Origin of the sequence: Azorhizobium caulinodans ORS 571 (assembly GCF_000010525.1) — a bacterium.
In the GTDB taxonomy this organism is placed as follows: domain Bacteria; phylum Pseudomonadota; class Alphaproteobacteria; order Rhizobiales; family Xanthobacteraceae; genus Azorhizobium; species Azorhizobium caulinodans.
In genome coordinates this window covers 4995323-5011824 of sequence record NC_009937.1, presented here as the reverse complement: position 1 = coordinate 5011824, position 16502 = coordinate 4995323, and the positions used below count along the sequence as shown (strand labels likewise).

14 protein-coding genes and 1 pseudogene are annotated in these 16502 nt (G+C 68.4%); 1 reads left to right on the top strand and 14 read right to left on the bottom strand.

The genetic code is table 11. The annotated features are described in order from the left end of the window. Positions 1–19 precede the first annotated feature (19 nt). Entirely contained in the window at positions 20–1225 is a 1206-nt protein-coding gene (locus AZC_RS22615; RefSeq protein ID WP_012172934.1) for a YcxB family protein, read from the bottom strand. A gap of 252 nt (positions 1226–1477) precedes the next feature. Here AZC_RS22615 and AZC_RS22610 point away from each other — a divergent pair, with 252 nt between their 5' ends. Beyond that, positions 1478–1705 carry an FmdB family zinc ribbon protein gene (locus AZC_RS22610; RefSeq protein WP_012172933.1) on the top strand — a complete coding sequence of 76 codons (228 nt, stop codon included), beginning with the start codon at positions 1478–1480 and terminating at the stop codon, positions 1703–1705. A 4-nt stretch (positions 1706–1709) separates the two neighbouring features. Here the strand turns inward: AZC_RS22610 and AZC_RS22605 are convergent, their stop codons facing one another. The 13 genes and pseudogenes from AZC_RS22605 to AZC_RS22545 form a co-directional block, all read right to left on the bottom strand. After that, positions 1710–2861: an MFS transporter gene (locus tag AZC_RS22605; protein ID WP_012172932.1), complete on the bottom strand. Its 1152-nt coding sequence runs from the start codon at positions 2859–2861 to the stop codon at positions 1710–1712. Further along, positions 2861–4183 carry a hypothetical protein gene (locus AZC_RS22600; protein WP_012172931.1) on the bottom strand — a complete coding sequence of 441 codons (1323 nt, stop codon included), beginning with the start codon at positions 4181–4183 and terminating at the stop codon, positions 2861–2863. The genes AZC_RS22605 and AZC_RS22600 overlap by 1 nt, the downstream gene beginning before the upstream one ends. A 184-nt stretch (positions 4184–4367) precedes the next feature. Beyond that, the gene (locus AZC_RS22595; RefSeq protein ID WP_012172930.1) at positions 4368–4997 is read right to left on the bottom strand and encodes a 2-dehydro-3-deoxy-6-phosphogalactonate aldolase; all 630 of its coding nucleotides are present in this window, start codon (positions 4995–4997) and stop codon (positions 4368–4370) included. A 23-nt stretch (positions 4998–5020) separates the two neighbouring features. After that, entirely contained in the window at positions 5021–5941 is a 921-nt protein-coding gene (locus AZC_RS22590; RefSeq protein ID WP_043880637.1) for a 2-dehydro-3-deoxygalactonokinase, read from the bottom strand. Between the two features lie 251 nt (positions 5942–6192). After that, positions 6193–6972: an amino acid ABC transporter ATP-binding protein gene (locus AZC_RS22585; protein WP_274532302.1), complete on the bottom strand. Its 780-nt coding sequence runs from the start codon at positions 6970–6972 to the stop codon at positions 6193–6195. A gap of 235 nt (positions 6973–7207) precedes the next feature. Beyond that, complete coding sequence (locus AZC_RS22580; protein ID WP_012172927.1) at positions 7208–8023, bottom strand: transporter substrate-binding domain-containing protein; 816 nt, start codon at positions 8021–8023, stop codon at positions 7208–7210. A 70-nt stretch (positions 8024–8093) separates the two neighbouring features. After that, on the bottom strand, positions 8094–8747 hold the full coding sequence (locus AZC_RS22575) for an amino acid ABC transporter permease (RefSeq protein ID WP_012172926.1): 654 nt from the start codon (positions 8745–8747) through the stop codon (positions 8094–8096). A gap of 12 nt (positions 8748–8759) precedes the next feature. Continuing rightward, on the bottom strand, positions 8760–9434 hold the full coding sequence (locus AZC_RS22570) for an amino acid ABC transporter permease (RefSeq protein WP_012172925.1): 675 nt from the start codon (positions 9432–9434) through the stop codon (positions 8760–8762). Between the two features lie 21 nt (positions 9435–9455). Further along, positions 9456–10607, bottom strand: coding sequence for a LacI family DNA-binding transcriptional regulator (locus AZC_RS22565; RefSeq protein ID WP_070097014.1), 1152 nt, complete (start codon positions 10605–10607; stop codon positions 9456–9458). Between the two features lie 448 nt (positions 10608–11055). Beyond that, positions 11056–11439 (bottom strand): annotated as a pseudogene (locus AZC_RS22560) (allophanate hydrolase-related protein); the annotation flags it as partial. Positions 11440–11462: 23 nt separating this feature from the next. Continuing rightward, positions 11463–14993 (bottom strand): urea carboxylase, encoded by a 3531-nt coding sequence (uca, locus tag AZC_RS22555; protein ID WP_012172922.1) that lies wholly within the window; start codon positions 14991–14993, stop codon positions 11463–11465. A gap of 3 nt (positions 14994–14996) precedes the next feature. Beyond that, positions 14997–15653: an urea amidolyase associated protein UAAP2 gene (locus AZC_RS22550; RefSeq protein ID WP_012172921.1), complete on the bottom strand. Its 657-nt coding sequence runs from the start codon at positions 15651–15653 to the stop codon at positions 14997–14999. Between the two features lie 14 nt (positions 15654–15667). Further along, entirely contained in the window at positions 15668–16498 is an 831-nt protein-coding gene (locus AZC_RS22545; RefSeq protein ID WP_012172920.1) for an urea amidolyase associated protein UAAP1, read from the bottom strand. Between the last annotated feature and the right edge of the window lie 4 nt (positions 16499–16502).

The window sequence follows — 16502 nt, the reverse complement described above, 5'->3', positions numbered from 1 at the left end:
CGCAAGCTGTTCTTTTCCCTCAGGCTTCCGTCGTGGGCACACCGGCGGCGCGGGCCATGTCCAGCAGACGTTGCCGGGCCGCGGGATCGAGATCCTCGCGCAGGATGGCGAGAATGCCGTAGCTGCGGAGCGGCACGAGCACATGCGAGAGCGTTTCCCCCAGCGCCATCACCATGGGCCAGCCGTACCGGCTCATGGCGCCCCCCTGCACGATGGTGATGCCGTCCGGCGCGAACGTGGTGGTGATGGGGCCTGCATCAAACTGCGCGGCGTTGCGTGTGGCCATCTTGCGTGCGGCGCGGGCGGCCATGCGGCGGCGGAAGAGGTAAAAGCCGAAGGTCGCGACCCCCAGCACCAGGGTGTTGCGGAGCAGGTCCGGCACCATTCGCTCGGCCAGGAACGTGATCTTCTCCCACTCCATGGGCCGAGGATCGGTGAGGACCAGCAACAGGATGAAGAGGGGCAGCAGGAGGCTGCCGAGCACCCAGAAGAGCATATAGTGGCGCCGGGTCCGTCGGCGGGCGGCGGGCTGGTCCCGCTGCCATGTGAGAGCCTCGGCATAATCGTCGGGCGTCAGGCTGTGAGTCACCCGCACGGCGGTTTCCGGCGCGGGCGGGATTTCGGGCGTCGCACCGGCGGCAGGGGCGGCGATCTGCGCGGCCATCCAGGAGATGAGGGCGGGCGCAATATCTGCGGGAATGGCCGCCTTGGGCAGGATGGTCGATTCATAGGGCCACAGGGCGCAGACCACGAGGCGGGGCGTCTCGTCAACGCTCCGGAAGCGGTGCCAGGGGACGAAGGTGGTCCGGTCCGGCTCGGTGCTGGTGATGCCCTCTTCGGTGATCTGAAGGGTCGCCGCCCACGCCTCCCGGACCCCGCCATCCCTGAGCATGGTCCGCATGCCCCGCATGGCGAGCCGGGGATGCAGCACCCAGAGCAGGATGATCGGCGCCATGCAGAGCAGGAGATAGAGGAGCGGCGTGCCCCAGACGACGTGAAAGAGCACCGTCGGGCTAAAGCCGCTGCTGAGGCCCATGATGACGATGAAGGCAGCCAACACCACGGTCAGGCCGCGGGTGAGCATGTGCTGTCGATTGCGGGCCATTTCGGGATGCGCGGCGGCGAGCGTGGCCTCGGCCATGTCGTCCAGCGTGAGATTGATGTGCAGCGTCAACGGCAGGGGGATTGGCAGGGAAACGGGAGCGGCAGGGGAGGGCTGGGTCACGCGCTGTGATCTCCGTCGCGTGCGCCATGGGCGCAGGTTCGGTCATCGCGCATCCGCCCCCGGCGGCTTCGGCTGCGCAGAGCGGCGCATCTAAGCGCATGTTGTGACAGGAGAAAACCCTTCAAGGCGCGGTCCGTCCGGTCATGCCGTATCACGCTACGGCCCGATCCGGCGCGGTCTGGCCTCCATCTTGCGAGACGCTGCGCTGCAGGTGTGCGGCCGGTCTCGTTCCGGCCGGAGGGAGGCCGAAACATGCCGTTGTTCAGCTTTCATTGTCCGACATGCGACAAGGACGTCGAACTGCTGATGCGTTTTTCGGATACGCCGCTGTGCCCGCACTGCGGCGGCACGAGCCTCGAGCGGCTCATCTCCCGCGTGGCGCCGGAACTGAAGAGCAAGGCCATCATGAAGGCGGCCCGTGCACAGGCAGCGCGGGAGGGGCACTTGAGCAATTACAGCCGCTCCGAGCGAGGCGGCTGAAGCCTCAGGCGCTCCGGCGCAGCACCGCCGCGACGGTGAACAGGCCGCAGGCGAGAGCGGCGAAGACGGCGAGGCCGTGCGTCGTCGCCTGCATGGCGAAGCCCGCCGCCAAGGGGCCGACCAGCGCGCCGCCGCCCCAGGTGAGCCCCATCACCGCATAGATGCCCACGAGGTCGCCGCCGCTGAAGCGGCTGCCGACGATGGTCAGCGTCAGCGTGTAGATGCCCACGAAGGCCCCGCCCCAGAGGAACAGCAGCGTGTAGGTGGAGACCGGGTGCAGCAGGGCCAATGGCCAGAGCATGGCGCCGAGGGTCGCGAGCGCGCCGCAGGCGATCACCAGCTTGTGGCGGTCCATCTTGTCGCCCAGCCAGCCGATGGGCAGTTGCAGGACGATGGCGCCGATCATCATCACGGAGATGAGCTGGGTGGCGTTTTCCTCGCCCCAGCCGAGATTGATGGCATAGAGCGCGAGGAAGGAGAGGCCGGCCGTCTCCACCGCCGCATTGAGCACGGTGGCGCCGATGGCGACCGGGGCCATGGCGGCGAAGCGCAGAGGGTTGCCGACGCTCGGCTTCTCATAGGCGGGTGCCACCACGAAGGGGGCGAGGATGAAGGCGCCGGCGGCGAGCGCCAGCCCCGCGCCGACCAGATAGGGCGTTGGGCCCTGCGCACCGAGCACGGAGAGGATGGTCGGCCCGAGCGCGAGGCCCAGCGACAGCGCGGCCGTATAGACCGCCATGGCACGGGCGCGCGTCTCCTCCGTGGAGAGGGCGTTGATCCAGGTCTCGGAGAGCACGAACAGGGCTTCCGCCGACATGCCCAGCAGCACGCGCAGCACGAAGAACAGCCAGATGGCGGAAACCTGCGAGAAGGCCACGAGAACGGCAGCCGAGGCGGCGAGCGAACCGAGGATGAGCAGCCGCGGGCCGAGCTTCGCCACGAGGCGCGGCAGGATGAGCGCGGTGATGAGCACGCCCACCGCATGCATGGCCGCATTGGCACCGATGAGACCGTCGCTGAGGCCCCGCTGGGCGAGATCGAGGGCGATGAGCGGGGCGCTGAGCGAATAGGTGAGGCCGAACATGGTGGCCGTCAGGATGACGGCGGCGCGGGAGACGAGATCGGCGCGCGGGGCAGGGCTGGCGGTGTCGGTCATCAGACGGGGGTGTCCAGCTTGCGGTCGGCCCGGAGGCGGCGGAGGAAATCGAGTGCCCGCACGTGCCACGGAGCGTGGGCGGTCTCGACGATGCGCTTCAGGGCGCGGGCATAGTCAAGCACCATTCCCGGCGTCCAGCACATGGTATGGGCCTGCGCGCGCAGATAGGCGGCCGCCCAGAGGTCCGGATTGAACTGGAGCGCCAGCAGCCGCAGCAGCGGAAAGCGGCAGTCCAGCACGCCTTCGATGGTGGAATCGAGCGCGCCCACGACGGCGCTCGAACAGTTGCGGCTGGTGAGATTGTACGTGGAATCCTGCTTGTAGCCGGCCCAATAGGCCCTGAGGCGCCGGGGGCTGAAGTGGTGCAACTCCACCTTCTGGTCCGCCGGGCACCATTCCTGGGATTCGACCGCGTAAGAGGGCTGGAAGAGGCCGGGAATGTTGGCCGCTTCCCGGCCATCGAACAGGCGCATGGCCGAGCTGTTGGGGTCGATCTCGATGCCCGGCCAGTGGCTGATGTAGAGGTTGCCGTATTCCAGGGCCGAATGGCCCGTGGACATGCCGCCCTCCACGTCGCGGGCGGCGATGTAGCGCTCGAACACCGGGCGGCGCGCCTTCACGTCCGCCGAGCCGACGGGTGTCCAGATGCGAACGGTGAGCACGCCCTCGGGCGGGGCTTCCCGCTCGCCGCTGTCCACCAGCACGGGGGCGTTCTCATTCCAGTTCCGGCCACCGAAGGCGGGGAGGGCGTAGAGCGCCACTTCCTCCGGCTCGTTGCGCAGCCACAGTCCGATGCGCAACGCGCCGACGCCCCAGTTCAGCAGCAGCAGGCTGATGCACAAGGGAAGGTTGTAGGCATGGGGCAGCGGCCATTCGGCGATGATGAGGACGGCCAGCACCAGTTCGGCTGCAACGATGGCGGCCGATACCGGCCAGCGCCGGTAGCGCACAAGCGTGATGGTCCCGGCCCGCCACAGGCCGTCCAGAATGAGCGCGATGCCGAGCAGCCAGGCCAGCACCGCATCGCTGTGGAGCGGATGGTCGATGATCAGGAAGCCGATGAGCAGCAGAAGGGCTGCCTTCAGCCCCTTCAGCAGGCGGGCGCCGCCGTTGGGGGCGTTCCAGGCGCCGAAGACCGCAAAGGCGCCTTCCAGCAGGAACAGCAGGCCGAAGGCCTTCGTCGCGGTCGCCGCAAAGCCGTCCACGAGATCGCCGAAGAGCAGGGCGGCACAAGCGATGAGCGCGCAGCCGAGGCCAACGAGGACCCACCACCTCCGGCGCACCGCATTCGCGCCGATGAGCAGCAGGGCGAGTTGAACCATGGCACGTACCCTTGAGCCGGCCGGCCGAACTGAAATGCTCTGGTTCGCCGGATAACAATGCTTGCGGTGTTACCGCCCATTCCGGCTGGTTGTCGAGGGCGGTTGCACTCCGGCTGGCGTACAAGCCCGCTGCCCCGGAAGCGAGCTATTTCAGCGGATCGCTTTGTGGATGGACCGGCAAATTTCAGGTGAATACGGAGCGGGCGGCCTTCACGAGGCTGGCACCATCGACGGCGATGGCCGCGACGCCCTTGCCGGGCTTGTAGAGCGCCGATCCGATGCCGAAGCCGCTGGCCCCCGCCTCCCGGTAGGCCCGCATGTTGGAGGCATCGATGCCGCCGACGGGGAGCAGGGGGATGTCGGTCAGCACCGCCCGCCAGGCCTTCACGACGTGCGGCGGGATCCCTTCGGCCGGGAAGAGCTTCAGTGCGTCGGCGCCCGCGGCCCGTGCCGCGAAAGCTTCCGTGGGCGTGGCGACGCCGGGGGTGCAGACGAGGCCGCGCGCCTTGGCGGCGCGGATCACCTCAAGGTCGGCATGGGGCATGACGATGAGCCGACCGCCGGCGTTCTGCACCGCTTCCACATCGGCGGGGGAGAGCACGGTGCCGGCGCCGATCAGCGCCCGGTCGCCGAAGGCCTCGGCCAGCGTGCGGATGGAGACGAGCGGCTCCGGCGAGTTCAGCGGCACCTCGATGAGCGTGAAGCCCGCATCGACCAGCGCCGTGCCGATCTCCAGCGCCTCGGAGGGCTTGAGGCCGCGCAGGATGGCGACCAGCGGGCAGGCGGTGAGCGCCTCGGTGAAGCTGAGCGGCACGGGAGCCTCCTTAAGGCGAGGGGTCAGATGAGGCCGGCCGCACGGGCGACCGCGAACTGGCCGGCGGCGGCGCAGTCCCTCGGGGCACGATGATGCGGCAGGCCGAGAATGTCGGCCGCCTGCGCATAACGCTCGGTGAGCGCGGCATTGGCGACCAGCGTGAAAGGCGTGTGCGCATGGGTGACGTCGCACAGCTCCGCCCCGATGAGCAGGCCGGAGAGGAAATCGGCGCTGTCGGCCTCCGCCAGCCGGCCGGTCAGGCCGAGCGCGCGGATGGAGAACAGCCGGCCCACCAGCGCGCCCGGACCCTTGAGGTCGCGCGCGGCCTCCACCCCCCGGCGGAAGCCCTCGGCCGAGAAGGGCGCGTCCGCCTGCATCATGCGGCCGAGGATGGTGTGTCCCTTCAGCGCCGCGAAGACGTCGCCGGTCATGTAGGTGGCGAAGTGGACGATGCGCCCATTCTCGACCCGCACCCATTTGGAATGTGTGCCGGGCAAAACGAACAGCCCGTCCGTCCGGCCGAGGCGGGCGAGGGCGCCGAACACCTCCACCTCCTCGCCCCGGATCACGTCCGGGCTGGCGTCATCATCCCGCAGCAGGCCGGGCACGATCTGCACAGGCCCGAAGGCATGGGGCGCGTCCGGCACCGGCGTCAGGCCCTCGGCAAGGTCGGGCAGTCCGGCCGGCAGGGGCACATAGCGCGCCTCGACCCAGCCCTGGCGGCTGCCGATCATGCCCGACAGCAGAACCGGCAGCGGGCCGTGGGCATGGACCCAGGCGCCGGCATTGGCTGTGAGCACGTCCGCATGGCTCGCGCCATCCAGCGACATGATGCCCTGAACGGCCGCGTGGCTGTCGAGAACTGTGCCGTCGGCGGCATGGAGATAGGCCCTGAGCGCGGTGGTGCCCCAGTCGAGGGTGATGAGGGCGGCGGGGGCGGTCATGGCGGCGTCCTTGGGCGGCTTTGTCAGAGGGCAATTATAGGAAACGTGGTTGGTGCGCGAGGTTCCCATCGCTTCCCGGTTCGCCCGGTCGTAGACCCGCCCTATGCCTCCCCCGCAGGCGGGAGAGCGAACCCGTTGCGTGGGGCGGCGGCCATTCGCTGTTTTCGCTGCACCTCTCCGCCTGCGCCCGCCACCTCCCTCTCCCGCTTGCGGGGGAGGGCTCGGGAGGGGGCAGGATCGGGCGCCCCCGCTCAATGATGCAGGATCTGGCCGAGGAAGGTGCGGGTGCGCTCGTTCGTCGGGTTGGCGAAAAAGGTCTCGGGCGGGCCCTGCTCGACGATCTCGCCCTTGTCCATGAAGATCACGCGGTCCGCCACCTGCCGGGCGAAGCCCATTTCGTGGGTGACGCAGATCATGGTCATGCCGTCCTGGGCCAGCGAGATCATGGTGTCGAGGACCTCCTTCACCATCTCGGGATCGAGGGCGGATGTGGGCTCGTCGAACAGCATGACCTTGGGGTTCATGCACAGCGCGCGGGCGATGGCGACGCGCTGTTGCTGGCCGCCGGAGAGCTGGCCGGGAAACTTGTTGGCCTGCTCGGGAATGCGCACCCGCTCCAGATATTTCATGGCGATCGCCTCGGCCTCCTTCGGCGCGATGCCGCGCACCTTGCGGGGGGCGAGGGTGCAGTTCTGGAGCACGGTCAGGTGCGGGAACAGGTTGAAGGACTGGAACACCATGCCCACCTCGGCGCGCACCTTGTCGAGTCCCTTGGAGGAGGAGCCGACTTCGGTGCCGTCCACTTCGATGCGCCCGCCCTGGTGATGCTCCAGCGCATTGATGCAGCGGATGAGGGTGGACTTGCCGGAGCCCGACGGCCCGCAGATGACGATGCGTTCGCCGGCTGTGACGGTGAGATTGATGTTCCTGAGGGCGTGATAGGTGCCGTAGTGCTTCTCGACCCCTTCCATGCGGATCATGACATCACCGGCGGCGCCGGGCACGGTGCTGGGGCTTGCGGGGCTGGTCATGGGAGCGTCTCCGGAAGGGGGATGGTGCGCCGGGCGCGGGTGCTCGGTTCGTCGGGATGCGGAGAGGGCCTTACCCCCCTCCCTCACCCTCCCCCGCAAGGGGGAGGGGATATGTTACTCCGGCGGTGGTGATCCGCTGTTTATCCCTCACGCCGTGCTCCCTCCCCCCTTGCGGGGGAGGGCTGGGGAGGGGGGTGGAACGGCCGGGCGATGGCGACCGGCCTTAGGCTATGCCTCAGAAGGTGGGCAGCGGGCCGAGCGGGGTCTTGAACCACTTCTGGTTGATGGCGTCGAGCTCGCCATTGTTCTTCACGAAATAGAGGAAGGTGTTGATCCACTGGAGGAAATCCGTGGAGCCCCGGCGCACGGTGATGCCGTTGTACTGGCTGCGCAGCACGATCTTGCGCTCGATGCCCATGTCCGGATTGGCCTCGGCCAGCTGGGCGCCGATGACGTTGTTGGAACCGAGCAGGTCGGTCTGGCCGGAGATGAAGGCCTGGGCGGCGGTTGCGTCGTCGTCGAAGCGCATGATGGTGGCGCCCTTCGGCACGGCGGCGGTGAGCGCGGTGTCCTGCGTGGAGGCGCGGGCCACGGCGATCTTCTTGCCGACCGTCTGGTCGAGGGTCTTCACGTCCAGCTTCTTCGGGCCGAGAAGCTGGATCTCGATGGCCGAATAGGGAATGGAGAACTGCACCTGCTTGGCGCGCTCCGGCGTGATGCCGAAGGTGGCGACCAGCGCATCGACCTTGTTGGTCAGCAGGTAGGGGATGCGGTTCGGGCCGGTGACCGGCACGATCTCGACTTCGACGCCGAGATACTTGCCCATCAGCTTGGCGACGTCCGCATCATAGCCTTCCGGCTTGCCCTGGGCATCGAGGAGGCCGAAGGGCGGCAGGTCCACGAGCATGCCGATGGTGAGCTTCTTCTTCGACAGGATGTCGTCGATGGACTGGGCCGAGGCGGCATGCGGCACGGCAAGGCCGGCGAGCGCCGCAAGGCCGGTTGCGGCGATGACGCGCCGCGCGGATTTCAGGACCGATCCGAGAAACATCTGCTTTCCTCCAGTTTTGCCCTGTGGGGCGGCATGTCCGGACTTTGGGCCGGCGTAACGGGGCCTCGCCTCAGCGCGAGACGGTGCCGAATTTCTTTTCGAGGCGGCGGGAAAAGAGTGAGAGCGGCCAGCACAGCACGAAGTAGATCGCCGCCACGATGCCGAACACGAGGAACGGCCGGAAGGTGGCATTGTTGACGATCTGCCCCGCGCGGGTCAGCTCCACGAAGCCGATGATGGAGGCGAGCGAGGTGCTCTTCACCAGCAGCACGAGGAAGCCCACCGTGGGCGCGACCGCGATCTTGGCCGCCTGCGGCAGGATGATCTCCTTCATCCGCGTGGTGTAGTGGAGGCCGAGCGCGGTCGCAGCCTCCCACTGGCCCTTCGGGATCGCCTGGATGCAGCCGCGCCAGATCTCGCCGAGAAAGGCCGCGCCATTGAGGGTGAGGCCGATGGCCGCTGCCATGAGCGGATCGATGGACAGGCCGAAGAAGTTGGCGCCGAAGAACACCAGGAACAGCTGCATCAGCAGCGGCGTGCCCTGGAACACCTGGATATAGGCGCCGGCGATGGCCCGCAGCCAAGCCCATTGCGAAGTGCGGGCGAGGGCCACGAACAGACCACCCACGGCCCCACCCAGGAAGGCGATGGCGGAGAGCAGCAGCGTCCAGCGCACGGCCATCAGCAGGAACATGAACTCGGCGGAGGTGAACTGGCGGATCATGTCGCTTCTCCCTCAGCGCGTGGCGTCGGACCGCGCGAAGACCGCGCGGTAGATGAGCTCGAAGACGGCGGCGAACATCAGCGACATGGCGAGATACATGGCGGTGACGACGATATAGATCTCGAACGAGCGGAAGGTCTGGGCCTGCAAATTGTTGGCGATGGCCGTCAGTTCCTCCGCCGAGATGGCCGAAACCACCGAGGAGGTGAGCATCAAGAGGATGAACTGGCTGGTGAGCGCCGGATAGATCGCCTTCAGCGCCGGGAAGATGACGATATAGGTGAAGACTTGGACCGGCTTCAGCCCCAGCGCCAGCCCCGCCTCGATCTGACCCTTGTGGATGGTCTCGATGCCGGCGCGCACGATCTCGGTGGCATAGGCGCCGATGTTCACCACCATGGCCAGCAGCGCCGCCTCATTGGCGTCGAGCCGGATGCCCATGCGCGGCAGGCCGAAGAAGATGAGGAAGATCTGCACCAGGAAAGGCGTGTTGCGGATCACCTCCACATAGGTGTCCACCAGCCAGCGCACCGGGCGCGGACCGCCGGTCTTGCCGAGCGCGCAGACCACGGCCACCACGAGGCCGATGGCCATGGCCATGGCGGAGAGGCGGATGGTGAGCAGGGCACCCATCAGCAGTTCGGGCCAGGCGTTGAACACATCGCCGAACTGGAAGACGTAATTCATTGCGTGCTTCCTCTTGCGGGATCAGGCGGGGCGCGCGGTGGCGCGCCGGGCGGGCGGTTTGCCGGCACCCGCCGTCCGCGCCGGAGCGCCGAAGGCGGCGCCGCAGGACTGGCGGATGACGAGGCGGGGCGGAATGATGATCTGCTCGGGCGGCAGCTGCGGGTTCTCGATCCGCCGCAGCAGCAGGCGGGCGGCCTCGCGGCCCACCACACGCGGATCGGTGGTGAAGGTGGTGAGGGCGGGGCGGTGGAGGCCGGCCTCGGCCACGTCGTCGCAACCCACGACGGCCACGTCACGTCCCGGCGTGAGGCCATGTTCCGTCAACGCAAGCATGACGCCGAAGGCCACCACGTCATTGTAGCAGACGAGCGCGGTGGGGTGGTCTCCGGCCGCCAGCAGGCTGCGGGCGGCGGCATAGCCGTCGGCCCGGTCGAGCACGGGGCAGGGCACCACCGGTCCGCTCTTGAGCTTGTGCCGCCGCAGCGCCCGGCGGAAGCCGGTGAGACGCTCGGCCAGCGGCGAAATGCGGCGCAGGCCGCCGATGAAGCCGATGTGGGTGTGACCGAGGGCGATGAGATGCTCGGTCACCATCTCCATGCCGGCGGCATAGTCCGGCCCGACATAATCGGTGGGGAAGCCCTCGATGCGCCGCTGGGCCACCACGCAGGGCACGCTGGTGCAATGGGCCTCAGTCAGCGCATCGGGGCGGGTGTGCTCGGCGGGCACCAGCACGATGCCGTCCACCCCATGTTCCTGCATGCGGACCAGGAGGCGGCGCTGGCGGGTGGCATCTTCCTCGGAATTGGTGATGAAGGCGGCATAGCCCTCGCCGTCCAGCACTTCATCAATTCCGGAGGTGAACTGGGCGTAGTTGGGCGTGATGATTTCGCACAAGACGAGGCCGATGGTGCGCGAGGCGCCCGAGCGCAGATTGGCGGCGCGGCGATTGTAGATATAGCCGAGCTCCACCATGGCCGCGTCGACCTTGGCGCGGGTGTCGTCGGCGACCAGCGGGCTCTTGCGCAGCACGAGCGAGACGGTGGCGCGGGAGACGCCGGCATGGGCCGCGATGTCGTTGAGCGTCACGCGCGCCGGGGCGCCGCTGCCGGTGTGGCCGGCGCCGGCCGCAGATGGCCGCGAGGCATCGGGCGCGGGTCCCTTGCGCGTCTTCACCTTGGCGTTCTCCCCCGGCCATGATGGCCGGAAAACAGGCAATGGACATGCTTTTCCAGGCTCTATTGAGCCGGAATGCAGTTCTCATTCTTCCGTGCATGCGGGATGCGAAACGGCGCCGCCGGGCGTTCTGCCCTTGCGGCGTGTGATTGTCTAACGGAGCGCTTCGGCGGTGGTCAACGACTTTTTTAGACCGATCTAAAACTTTGCCTGCGATGAAATCGCCTCGGTCCCTTCTTGCTGCGGTGCGAAATGCGCGCTGGCGTTTCGGGAGAGAATAGGTGGGAGGTCAGGCGCATTCAGGAATGCCAAAGCAACGTCAGCGACGTTCATGTACAAATATATCAATTTGGCAGCGCTTGCGTCTGTCCGACCTGTTGCGCTGCAAAAATTATGACGTTCGCCTGTGGGTCCCGCCACGGCGCGTTGGGCGCCGTGGCGGAGCACTTCAGTCGGCGAGGCGCGCCATATAGGCGCGCCAGCCACCGAGCGCGGTGATCTCCCGCGCGTTCTTCACCGCATGGGCCTCGCAGAGGAAGCCGGAGGCTTCGCTCCCATCCTCCAGCCGCACCTTGCCGATGCCCAGCGGCGCGGGAATGCGGGCGACAAAGGCGCCGAAGGCGGCGGCATCCAGCTCCCACACCTCCACATCGAGGCCCGGCCCCTCGAAGCCGGGCTCACGCACGAGGCCGGGCTTCTCCGGCACCGTGCCGGGCAGGGCATAGAGCCGGTAGTCCGGCGCGGTGCGGCAGCGGCGCAGGAGGCGGCCGCCCGGCTCCGTCAGCTCGCGGTTGAGCGGCATGCCCGAGAGATGGGCGCCCACCACGACGATGGGCAGGGTGTTTGCGGTCTCGCTCATGCCACGGCCTCCAGCACGGCCACCACATCGCCCGTGCGCACGGTGCGGCCGGGCACCGCCCGCACCTCGCGCAGTCGGCCCGCCGCATGGGCGGTGATGGCGATTTCCATCTTCATGCTCTCGATGATGGCGATGGTCTCCCCCGCCGCCACCGGCGCGCCGGGCTCCACGAGAACCTTCCAGACATTGCCCGGCACATTCGCGCTCACGCCGAAGCAGCCATCGGGAATGGCATCGGGCGCGAGCGCCGGGCCGCCTTCGTCGGAGACGAAGCTGTCGAGCCCCTCCGCCTTCCAGCGCGCCTTTTCCGCCTCGAAAGCCGCCTGCTGGCGGGTCTTGAAGGCGGAGATGGCGGCCGCGTTCCGCTTCAGCCCGGCGGCATAGTCGGCATAAGAGAAGCTGCCCTCCTCGATCCGCACCGGATAGGCCCCGTGCGGGAAGGCGGCGCGCGCCTCGGTCAGCTCCTGATGAGAGACGGGGAAGAAGCGGATCTGATCGAAGAAGCGCAGCAGCCAGGGCGTGCCGGGCGCGAAAGCCGGAGTCGCCCGCCAAGTGTTCCACATCTGGATGGTGCGACCGAACAACTGGTAGCCACCCGGCCCCTCCATGCCATAGATGCACATGTAAGCGCCGCCGATGCCCACCGCATTCTCCGGCGTCCAGGTGCGGGCCGGATTGTATTTGGTGGTGACAAGGCGGTGGCGCGGGTCAATCGGCGTCGCCACCGGCGCGCCGAGATAGACATCGCCAAGGCCGAGCACCAGATAGCGCGCATCGAACACGATATCCTTGACCGCCTGCTCATCGGGAAGCCCGTTGATGCGGCGGATGAACTCGATGTTGGAGGGGCACCAGGGCGCGTTGGGGCGCACCAGTTCCTGGTACTTGCGCATGGCGAGCTGCGCGTCGGGATCGTCCCACGACAGGGGAAGGTGCACGGTGCGGCTCGGCACCACCACATCTTCCGCCGCCGGAAGCGAGGCCTCGATCTCCTGCAACGCGCCCAGCAGGCGGGCGCGGGTGAGGCTCGTGCCGTCATAATGCAGCTGGAGCGAGCGGATGCCCGGTGTGAGGTCGATGAGGCCCGGCAGTTTCGCCTCCTCCACCGCCTGCGCCATGAGGTGGGCGCGCAGGCGCAGGGCGATGTCGAGCCGCATGTCGCCGAACTCCACCAGCAGGTTGTCGTCGCCCTGCCGGCGATAGACCACCTCCACCGGCCCGTCCGTCCGCCGCGCCACGATGGGCGACCCGGCCTCGGGGGCAGAGAAGACCTCCGGGCCGGCGATGGCATCCTGCGGCCGCACGGCGGGGCGGAAGCGCACCGTGTCACCGGGCTTCAGCTGGCCCATCTTCCACTGCTCGTCGCGGGCGATCACCGCCGGGCAGACGAAGCCGCCGAGCGAGGGGCCGTCCGGGCCGAGGATGATGGGCATGTCGCCGGTGAAGTCGATGGCGCCGATGGCATAGGCATTGTCGTGCAGGTTGGAGGGGTGCAGCCCCGCCTCCCCGCCGTCGGTGCGTGCCCAGCGGGGCGTCGGGCCGATGAGGCGCACGCCGGTGCGGGCGCTGTTGAAGTGCACCTCATAAGCGGCCTCGAACAGGTCCGCTATATCTTCCGGCTGGAAGAAATCCGGCGCGCCATGGGGACCATAGACGACGCCGATCTCCCACTCCCGCGTCAGCGGCGCGGAAGGCGGGGGCACGGTGGCCGCTTCCGGTGCCGTGCCCAGATGCAGCACGTCGCCGCCCTTCAGCGTGCCGGTGGCATGGCCGCCGAAGGCGCCGAGAGCGAAGGTGGCACGAGAGCCCAGCACCTCCGGCGCATCAAAGCCGCCGCGCACCGCAAGATAGGTGCGCTGCCCGGCTCCGGAAATGGCGCCGATGGCCAGCACCTGTCCCGCCTTCACCGCGAAGGCGGCATCGTGGGGCACGCTCGCCCCGTCCAGCGTCGCCGGCATGTGCGCGCCGGAGAGGGCCACTTCAGCGGCGGTGTGGAAGCGCAGCGTCGGGCCGTTGACGGTGAGTTCCAGCGCCGCGGTGTCGGGATGGTTACGCACCAGGGCGTTGGCGCGGCGGAAGGAATAGGCGTCCATGGGTCCGCTCGGCGGCACGCCCACATGCCAGAGGTGCAGCCGGCCGGGCAGTTCCTGAAGGCTCGACTGCGCGCCGGGTGTCAGCACCTCGATGCTGCGGGGCGTGAAGGCGAAATCCTTGAGGGCGGTCGTCGCCACCTTGCCGGAGGCGAACAGGTCTGAGGCCGCGATGGCGCGCAGATAGGCAAGGTTGGTCTCTATGCCCGAAAGCCGCGTCTCCGCCAGCGCCGCCTTCAGCGCCGCGAGCGCGGCGGCGCGGTCGGCGCCTGTGACGATGACCTTGGCCAGCATGGGGTCGTAAAAAGGCGTGACCTCGCTGCCGGTCTCCACCCATCCATCCACCCGCACGCCGGCCGGGAAGGCGACTTCGGTGAGCAGGCCGGCGCTCGGCTGGAAATTGGCGTGGGGGATTTCAGCATAGACGCGCGCTTCGATGGCCGCGCCTTTGGGCGTGAGGGGCGTCGCGGGAATGGGGTCTTCCCCCGCCGCCTGCCGCACCATCCATTCCACGAGGTCGATGCCGAACACGGCTTCGGTGACCGGATGCTCAACCTGAAGGCGGGTATTCACCTCCAGGAAATAGAACTCCTCCCGCGCCGGGTCATAGATGAACTCCACCGTGCCGGCAGAGGCATAGCCGACGCTCTCGCCCAGCGCCACGGCGGCGGCGTGCAGGCGCGTGCGCACCGCATCCGGCAGCAGCGGGGCGGGCGTTTCCTCGATGACCTTCTGGTTGCGCCGCTGGAGCGAGCAGTCGCGCTCGCCCAGCGCCACCACGCGGCCCTGCCCATTGCCGAAGATCTGCACTTCCACATGGCGGGCCTCCGCCACGAAGCGCTCCAGATAGACTCGGGCATCTCCGAAGGAGGCGCGGGCCGTGCGCTGCACGCGCTCGAAGGCTGCGGCCAGCTCCTGCGCATCGGCGCAGAGCTGCATCCCGATGCCGCCGCCGCCCGCCGTGCTCTTGAGCATGACGGGATAGGAAATGGCCTCGGCCGCCGCCAGCGCCTCGTCCACGCTGTCGATGAGCCCGGTGCCCGGCAGCAGCGGCACGCCGCTCGCCTGCGCCAGCTCGCGGGCCGTGTGCTTGAGGCCGAAGGCCCGCAGATGCTTGGGCTTGGGGCCGATGAAGGCGATGCCTTCCGCCGCCAGCCGCTCGGCGAAGGCGACATTCTCGGACAGGAAGCCATAGCCGGGGTGGACGGCCTCAGCCCCGCTCGCTTTGGCGGCGGCGATGACGGCCTCCACATCCAGATAGCTCTGGGCGGCGGGGGCGGGGCCGAGGCGATGGGCCTCGTCCGCCTCCAGCACGCCGCGCGTGAAGCGGTCGGCATCCGAATAGACCGCGACGACGCGGATGCCCATGGCACGCAAGGTGCGCCCGATCCGGCTGGCGATCTCGCCCCGGTTGGCAATCAGAACAGTGCGGAACATGGATCAGCCCTCGTCGCCCGCGAAGATCAGCACTTCGATGGGGGTGGGGTTGAAGCCGTTGCAGGGATTGTTGATCTGCGGGCAGTTGGAGATGACGCAGAGCAGGTCCATCTCCGCCCTGATCTCCACATAGTCGCCGGGCTTCGACACGCCATCCACAATGGCGAGCTCGCCATTGGGCGCGATGGGCACGTTCATGAAGAAATTGATGTTCGGCACGATGTCGCGCTTGGACATGCCGTGCTTCGTCACCTCATAGACGAAGTTCTCGCGGCAGGCGTGCAGATAGCGCGTGTGCTGGCCGAAGCGGGCGGTGTTGCTCTCGCACGAGCAGGCGCCCGCCGAAGTGTCGTGCCGGCCGCAGGTGTCGGCGGTCACGACGCCCATCAGATGGCCTTCATTGGAGATGAGGCGCGTGCCGGTGGTGACATAGGCCGCGCCCTGCACTCGGACGGTGTCCTGCGAGGAATAGCGATCGGCGAAATCGGCGGCGCTGTAGAACAGCGTGTCCACCGCCTGCTGGCCCTCAAGGTCGATGATGCGGATGGACTGGCCGCGCTTCACGAGGCCGGACCACGGCGCCTCGGCGGGCACGCGGTGGGTCTGGATGGCGGTCTTGGGGTCGCGCACGGGGGCGGCGAAAAAGCCTTTGGCGTTCATGTCTGTCTCTCCCTTCAGCGCGCGAGGTTCTCGAAGCCGCGGGCGGCCTCGGGGGTGGCGTTGCGGCAGAGGTCGTCGAGGTCCGGCGGCGTCGCCCGGAAACGGATGGCCTCCACGGCGCCCGCCGCATAGTCCGGGCGCGGGTCGAGCGGATGCGGGCAGTTGGAGAGGGCGACCAGGAGGTCCATCTCGGCACGCAGATCCACGAAGTCGCCCGCCTGCCGGTTGTCCGTGCCCCACACGAGGCCGCCGCCTTCATCCGTGCCCACGGGGGCGAAGAAGGTGATGGCGGGGGGAATGTCGCGCCGGTCGAGGCCGAGCTTGCCGGCGGCGAGGATGAAGTTGTCCCGCGTGTTGCGCAGCCGCTCCACATCGGCCCTCGCGCCGTAGCGGGCGCGGTTGGAGGCGGCGGTGGAGCCGCCCATCAGCGCGTCATGGGCGCCGCTGGTGTCCTCGATGAGCGAGAGCATCACGCGGCCCATGTCGGAGAACAGCACGCGGCCCTTCTGGAGGCGGGCGGTCCACTGGATCTTCAGCGTGTCTGCATAGTTGAGGCGTTCGGTGGTTTCGTGCGCGTTCCAGCAGATGAGCGAGACTGCGGCGGGCGCGTCGATGAGCGCGAGGCGCAGCGCCTCGCCCGTCTTCAGCTTCAGGGTGTGGTACCAGCCGGCGGGAATGATCTCGCGGGTCAGCGGGCCGTGGGGCAGGGGCAGGCCGCGCGGCGTCGGGCCGGGGAGCGAGGCGGGAGCATGGTCGCCCGCAGCCTTCAGCTCCTCATAGCGGCGCCGGTTGGCGGCGATGCGGGCGTCCTTCTCGGTGTCGGCAGCTGTGTGTTCGGCAGTCATGGCT